Annotated in this window: 4 protein-coding genes; 1 reads left to right on the forward strand and 3 read right to left on the reverse strand. The window is 70.7% G+C overall.

What is annotated here, in order from left to right:
• Nucleotides 1–69: 69 nt before the first annotated feature.
• Nucleotides 70–828 carry an FCD domain-containing protein gene (locus AB0I21_RS04160; RefSeq protein WP_360558948.1) on the forward strand — a complete coding sequence of 253 codons (759 nt, stop codon included), beginning with the start codon at nt 70–72 and terminating at the stop codon, nt 826–828.
• A 24-nt stretch (nt 829–852) separates the two neighbouring features.
• Here the strand turns inward: AB0I21_RS04160 and AB0I21_RS04165 are convergent, their stop codons facing one another.
• The 3 genes from AB0I21_RS04165 to AB0I21_RS04175 form a co-directional block, all read right to left on the reverse strand.
• A complete protein-coding gene (locus AB0I21_RS04165; protein ID WP_360558950.1) occupies nt 853–3,276 on the reverse strand; it encodes an RICIN domain-containing protein in 2,424 nt (807 codons plus the stop codon).
• A 73-nt stretch (nt 3,277–3,349) separates the two neighbouring features.
• Entirely contained in the window at nt 3,350–5,047 is a 1,698-nt protein-coding gene (locus AB0I21_RS04170; protein ID WP_360558951.1) for a ThuA domain-containing protein, read from the reverse strand.
• 79 nt (nt 5,048–5,126) lie between these two features.
• Nucleotides 5,127–7,304, reverse strand: a 2,178-nt coding sequence (locus AB0I21_RS04175; protein WP_360558953.1) for a carbohydrate-binding protein, incomplete at its 5' end; no start/stop codon positions are given.

The raw sequence follows: 7,304 nt of genomic DNA on the forward strand, positions 1-7,304 counted from the left end.
TCTGACGTCATCAGTTCCGTATGCTGGAGCGGCGTCGCGTCCAGCGCGCCACGGAGATCGGGAGGCGCCATGGCGGGACCACATACGGCCACGCCATCGCCCGCCTGGACGCGGCGGCCGGCGAACCTCGCCCGGGCCGTCACCGCGGACCTGGTGGGCCGGATCGTGCGCGGCCTGCACCCACCGGGCACCCCACTGCCGCCCGAGCCGGTGCTGTGCGAGATGTTCTCGGTGAGCCGCACCGTGGTCCGGGAGGCGGTGAAGCTGCTGCAGGAGAAGGGGCTCGTGCAGGTCCGCCAGGGCAGCGGCACCATCGTCACACCGCCGGGCGCGTGGAACATGCTCGACGAGCTCGTGCTCGCCGCGAGCATCGCCGAGGACGACACGCTCGGCGTCCTCGACGACGTCGTCGTCACCCGGCGGCTGCTGGAGTCCGACATGGCCGGCGTCGCCGCCCGGCGCGCCGATCAGGACTCCGTCGACCGGCTCCGCACACTCGTGGACCGCATGGACGAGCTCGTCGACGACCACGTCACGTACGAGGAGCACGACCGCACCTTCCACGACATCGTCATGCACGCCTCCGGCAACCGCATCGCCCGCGGGGTGGTCAAGGCGCTGCAGAGCCAGGTCATCCACACCGCCCGGTACGTGGGGCGCACCGAGCGGGCCCTGTGCGTGGCGTCGAACCTGGGTCACCGGCGCGTGTACGAGTGCATCGCCTCGCACGACCCGCACGGCGCGGCGGCGGCGATGTTCGCGCACATCACCGACGCCTGGCTGGCCCGCCGTGGCGGGCCGGGCGGCGCGCTGCGGCTGCAGCGCTGAGTCACCCGGCCCGCGACCGCGGGTCTACGACGTGACCCGGCTCCACTGCTGGTTGGCCGCGCCGAGACAGTCCCAGATCTGGACCTTCGTGCCGTTGGCGGTGCCCGCCGCGCTGGCGTCCAGGCACTTGTTCGCTCCGACCGCCGTGACGCTGCCGTCGCCGTTGAGCCGGAACTGCTGGTTGGTCTGACCGTTGCAGTCCCAGATCTCCACCGCGGTGCCGTTGGCGGTGCCGCGGCCGAGCACGTCGAGGCACTTGCCGCCGTTGTACAGCCGCAGTTCGCCCGCCGCGGTCAGCGTGAGCCGCTGGTTGGTGCCGCCGTGACAGTCCCAGAGCTGGGCGAGGGCGCCGTTGGCCTGCGAGGCCCCGGCGATGTCCAGGCACCGGCCGGACGCCGTGCCGCGCAGCGCGAACGTGTCCGCCGGCTGCTGGGTGCCCTGGACGCCGGCGGCGGCCATGACCGCCCGTGCGCCGCTCGGCCAGTTGCCGCCGCTCACCACGACGGTGCCGCTGTTGGTGTTGCCGCGGGTCCCGGTCTTGACGTTGCTGCCGTTGTTCGTGGTCCAGTTGCCGGTCAGGGTCAGGTTGCCGGTGTTGTTGTTCGCCCATTCCTGGGTGTAGGCCCACGTGCCGGTGTTGTCGAAGACGTTGTTCGCCGCGGAGACGTAGCGCGAGCCCTCGTCGAAGTACAGGCCGAGCCAGCCGTTGCTGTTGCGGAAGTAGTTCTCGTTCACCGTCGTGCCCGGGCTCGCCGACAGGTGATAGAAGGCGCCGGCGTCCGTCATCTGCTGGACCACGTCGTGCACGAAGTTGGCCGTGACCCGGTTGTTCGCCGCGACGGTGGCCGTGGTGTACCTCGGCTGGTAGTTGTACAGCCCCCGGTCGGTGTAGTCCTGGCTGCCGCCCGCGTCGTTGGCGCCCCACCCGTAGCCGAGGGCGATCCCGGAGTAGGGCAGGTTGTACAGCTCGTTGTGCGCCATCGTCGAGCCGGCGGTGTACGTCATGAGCAGCCCGACGTGGCTGCGGTACTCCGACGCGACGTCGTGCACGACGTTGTTGCTCACCGTGATGTTGCTGTTGGTCATCCGGCTGTCGCTGGGATGGTGCGCGTCGGCCTGGACGCCGCCGGCGATGACGGCGCCGGCCGAGAGGTACTCGAACACGTTGCCGGTCACCGTGATGTCGCGGGCGCCGAGGCCGACGCCGGTGCCGTGCGCGTTGGCGTCGTTGCCGATGCCGAGACCGACCTGGCCGAGGTTGGTGAACCGGTTGCCGGTGAAGGACACCGTGTTCGCCGCGGACACCTGCACCGCGGCGGGCATCTGCCGCCAGGCGGGGCGGGTCGCCTCGAAGAGCTGGCAGCCCGACTGGCAGGAGGTGAGCGCGTCACCCGGACGGTTCCAGGTGCCGTACATGTACGCGCCGGTCTGCTGGTCGGCGTAGCCCTGGTTGCTGCTGGGCTGCAGCCAGCTGGTGCCGGAGAACTGCAGGCCGGAGAAGGTCAGGTGGTGGGCCGGCGACGCGTACGTGCCGCCGACGCGCAGCAGTGACTCCAGCCGCGGCAGCTGGACGTCGGCGGTGGCCATGTTCTGCCCGGACAGCGGCTTGTAGTAGAGGGCACCGGCGGCCGTGTCCAGGTACCACTCCCCTTCGGCGTCCAGGAACTCGCGGGCGTTCGCCAGGTACATCGGCCCGCCGCGGAACGGCCTGGTGATCGTGTCGTAGCCCCAGGTGTTGTTGTTCCACGCGGGCTGCTGCATGGTGAGCGTGTTGTTGGCGATCGCCTGCACCGGCACGTACCGGTCGGTGAACGAGTCGACAGACTCCAGCTCGACCCGGCTCTTGGCGGCGAGGTTGTTGAGGTAGGACAGCGCCCCGCTGGTGAAGCTGAGCCCGGTCGTCGAGGCGGTGAAGTCCGCGCGGTTGACCTGGGTGCGGGCCCTGGTGGCGATGCGGCCGTCGACGTAGAGCTGGCGGGTGTCGAAGCCGGTGCCGACATCGGCCCGCCAGATGTTGCGGGCGGTGTCCGACACGGTCCACCCGGTGATCTTCCGTGCGCCGGAGATGATCGGGCGGGTCCCGGCGGCGGCCTGCCAGACGACGGTGTGGCCGTTGGTGCCGGAGTCGGCGGCGGTGAAGGTGAGCGGCGCGCCGAGGGAGTACGTGCCGCCGGCGAGCTGCACCACGATGTCGCCGGTCATGGTGGGCGCGGCCGCCCTGACGGAGGTCTGCGCCTGCGACAGCGAGCAGGGCTGGGTGGCGGTGCAGGCGGTGCCGGAGCCGGCCGGCGCGGCGTACAGCGTCTGCATGACGGCCGCCGTGGCCGGTGGCGCGAGGATCGCGGTGCCGCCGGCGACGAGGACGGCGGCGGCCGCCCCGGCCAGCCCGGCGAGCCGGGCGGCGCCGCTCGGTGGCCGGGGTGCGGGGTGCGTGGGTGGTAAGGGCATGGGAGCTCCGTTCAGGGATGGTGCGGAGCGGCCGGGGAGTCCGGCCGCTCCTTCGTACGTCGGGCCGGTCGGCTCAGGGCAGCGTCCACTTCTGGTTCGCCGCACCGGAGATGCAGGTCCACAGCTGCACCACCGTGCCGTCGGCGGAGTTGTTGCCGGACACGTCCAGGCACTTGCCGGACTGCGGGTTGCGCAGCGTGCCGTCCGACTGCGGCGCCCAGGCCTGGTTGCCGCCGCCGTTGCACGTCCACAGCTGCACCTTCGTGCCGTTCGCGGTGCCGCCGCCGTTGACGTCGAGGCACTTGCCGAGCGCCTGCAGCGTCTGCCCCGAGCGGGTCCAGGTCTGCGCCGCGTTGCCCTGGCAGGTGTACAGCTGGATCTGCGTGCCGTTGGCCGAGCTGCCGCCGCGCACGTCCAGGCACTTGCCGGCCAGGCCCTTGACGGGGCCGACACCGGTCGGCTGGGTGCCGGACTCCTTGATCCGGATGTTGCGGAAGTCGACCGTGTTCCCGGCGCCGTGCTCCTGGATGCCGACGTAGCCGTCGAGGTTGCGGTTCGGGTCGGTGTTGGTGAAGTCGTTGATCAGCGTGCCGTTGAGGTACACCCGGAGCCGCTGGCCCTCGACGAGCGCCTCGAACGTGTTCCACTCCCCCGGCGGGTTGAGCGCCGCGTCGCGGGCGGCGATGTCGGCGGACTTGACGCCGTAGATCGCGCCCGTGGTGCGGTCCGCGCTGTCCGTGGCGTCGATCTGGATCTCGTAGCCCTGGTTCTGCGCGACGTTGGGGTCGCTGCCCGGGTTGGGGAAGCCGAGGAAGATGCCGGAGTTGCTGTCGCCGGTCATCCGCCAGTCGGCCTTCAGCGAGTACGACGTGTACTGCTTCGCGCTGTACCAGAACAGGCCCATGCCGCCGACGGAGGTGAGGGTGGCGTCGCTGTTGGTGAAGCTGCCGGGGCCCGACTGCGACCAGCCGGTGGTCGAGCCGTTGTAGAGCGCGGTGTAGCCGGTCTCCGGCCGGCAGTCGGCGTTCGCGCGCTTCGCCGCGTAACGGATGCCGCCGAGCAGCTCGGCGCGCAGCGCCGTCTCGGAGTACGACGACTGGCTGTGGCCGAGGCCCGTGTAGAACGACCGTCCGCTGTCGATGGTCTTGCACCAGGTGATCGGGTGGTCGGCACCCATCGTGCCGCCGGAGTACGACGACTCGTCCAGCGTCGAGAGCACCCGGGCGGTGGAGCGCGGGTTGCTCTGGTAGTTGTACAGCTCGTCGGTGCGGGTCCAGGTCTGCGGCAGGTGGGCCGTGGCCGGATGGGCCCGGTTCTCGGTCTTCACGTTCACCTGCTGGATCGCCGGGTGGGAGGCGAAGTACGCGCCGACGAGCTGGCCGTAGAACGACCAGCTGTACTCGGTGTCGGCGGCGGAGTGGATGCCGACGTAGCCGCCACCGCCGCGGATGTAGGACTCGAACGCGGCCTGCTGGGTGTCGTTGAGCACGTCGCCGGTGGTGCTGAGGAACACCACGGCCTCGTACTGGGCGAGGTTGGCGGTGGTGAACCGGGTGGCGTCCTCGGTGGCGGTGACCGTGAAGTTGTTCGCCGCGCCCAGATCACGGATGGCCTGGATGCCGGTGCCGATCGAGTCGTGCCGGAAGCCGGCGGTCTTGGAGAACACGAGGACGTCGTACGGGGCGTCGGCGGCCGCGGCGGGCGAGGCCGCGGTGAGGGTGCCGGCGGCGAGGGCGATGGCGGCGCCCGCACCGGCGAGAAGTCTGCGCATGGTTCCTCCGGTCTGCGAAGGGGTGACAGAAGGGTGGCGATGGCGCCCGCGCGGGTGCGCGGGCGCCGGGTTCGTCAGGTCAGGGCAGGGTCCACTTCTGGTTGGCGGCGCCGCTGATGCAGGTCCACAGGTGCACCACCGTGCCGTCGGCGGAGTTGTTGCCGGAGACGTCCAGGCACTTGCCGGACTGGGGGTTGCGCAGCGTGCCGTCCGACTGCGCCGTCCAGTTCTGGTTGGCGCCGCCGTTGCAGGCCCACAGCTGGATCTTCGTGCCGTCCGCCGTGGCGCCGCCGTTGACGTCCAGGCACTTGCCGAGCGCCTGCAGCGTCTGGCCGGAGCGCGTCCACGTCTGCCCGGCGGCGCCGGAGCACGTGTACAGCTGGATCTGGGTGCCGTTGGCCGAGCTGCCGCCCCGCACGTCGAGGCACTTGCCCGCCAGACCCTTGACCGCCCCCGTCCCGGACGGCTGGGTGCCGGTGGCGAAGGTGAAGCTGTCGACGTCGAACAGCAGGCCGGTGCCGCTGCCGGCGAACGTCAGGTAGAGCGACGTCGTCCCGGCGGGCGGGCTGGTGATCGCCGCCGTCGCGGTCGTGAACGTCTCCCACGAGCCCGTCACCGGGATCGTCGCGGAGCCGATGACGGTGCCGGTCGGCGAGCCGGTGCGGAACTGCACCGTGCCGCCCGAGCCCGCGGACGAGGCGCGCACCTGGACGGAGGTGGCGTTGTTCAGCTTGTACGGGTCGAACTCGATCCAGTCGCCGTTGTGGATGTCGCCGACGGTCCTGCCGCCCTCGGCGGTGGTCTTGCTGTAGGTGTTGATGCCGGACGAGGTCTTGAAGTGCTCGGCCTGCCGCTTGCGTGGTTGCAGGATGTTCTGGGTGTGGGTGGTCAGGCCGCCCTTGTCGGTGTACTGCGCGTCGAAGATCGGGAAGATGTTCGCCGCGTCGTCGTGCTCACCGTCGACCGGGATCGTGATCGTGCCGGAACAGCCGGTCTGCGAGGTGATCTGGTGGGCGTGCTGGTCGTGCCCGAGCGCGTAGGTCATGGTGACCTTCGAGCAGTCGATCGTCCCGTCCTCGGGGTCGGTGACGGTGACGCTCCACGGCACGCCGTCGCCGAAGGACGCCAGCTGCCCCGACGCCGGCGTGTTCACCGTGACCGTGGGCGCGGTGTTGCCGACGCTGATCTGGACGCCGGCCGTTCCGGTGGCGCCCTGCGGGTCACGGACCGTCAGGGTGGCGGTGTAGCTGCCGTTGGCCGTGTAGGTCTTCGACGGGTTCGCCGCGGTGGAGGTGGTGCCGTCGCCGAACGCCCACGAGTAGGTCAGCGTCCCGCCGTCCGGGTCGCTGCTGCCGGCGGAGGAGAAGTTCACCGTCAGCGGCGCCGCACCCGAGGTGACGCTGGCGCCGGCGACGGCGGTCGGGGCACGGTTGCCGCCGGTGCCGACGTAGTCGAAGCGGTAGAGTGCGGAGTTCGCGTCGCCGTTGCCGAAGCCGGCGCCGTAGTCCAGGACGTACAGCGCGCCGTCGGGGCCGAACTGCATGTCCATGACCTGCTTGCCGACCCAGGGGAAGTTGTCGATCGTGCCCCGTGAGCCGTCGGCGTTGACGGCGATCGGTTTGATCCAGCCGCGGCCGAACTCGCCCGCGAAGAACAGGCCGTCCAGCGAGGGCGGGAACTTCGTCGTCGACGGGTTCGCCGCGTCGTAGCGGTACACAGGACCCGCCATCGGCGACTCGGAGCCGCTGCCGAACTCCGACGGGCTGCCCGAGTCGCCGGCGTACTTGATCCACGCCGCCCGGGCCGCGGGCAGGGTGCCCAGGCCGGTGTTGCGGAAGGAGTTGTTCGTCGGCCCGCCGGCGCAGTTGAACTTGTTGCCGGTGCTGTTCGTGGCGAAGTTCCACTCGTTGTAGGTCTCGCTGGTGGTGTTGCTGCCCGTGCAGTACGGCCAGCCGTAGTTGCCGGGCGACGTGATCCGGTTGAACTCGACCTGCCCGGACGGGCCCCGCGTGGAGCTGGTCGATCCGGCGTCGGGGCCGTAGTCGCCGACGTAGACGACGCCGGTGGCCTTGTCGACGCTCATCCGGAACGGGTTGCGGAAGCCCATCGCGTAGATCTCGGGCCGGGTGTTGGCGGTCCCCGGCGCGAACAGGTTGCCCGATGGGATGCTGTACGTGCCGTTGGCGTTGACCTTGATCCGCAGGATCTTGCCCCGCAGGTCGTTGGTGTTGCCCGCCGAGCGCTGCGCGTCGTAGGC

This window comes from Dactylosporangium sp. NPDC050588 (assembly GCF_040654975.1).
GTDB lineage: Bacteria > Actinomycetota > Actinomycetes > Mycobacteriales > Micromonosporaceae > Dactylosporangium > Dactylosporangium maewongense.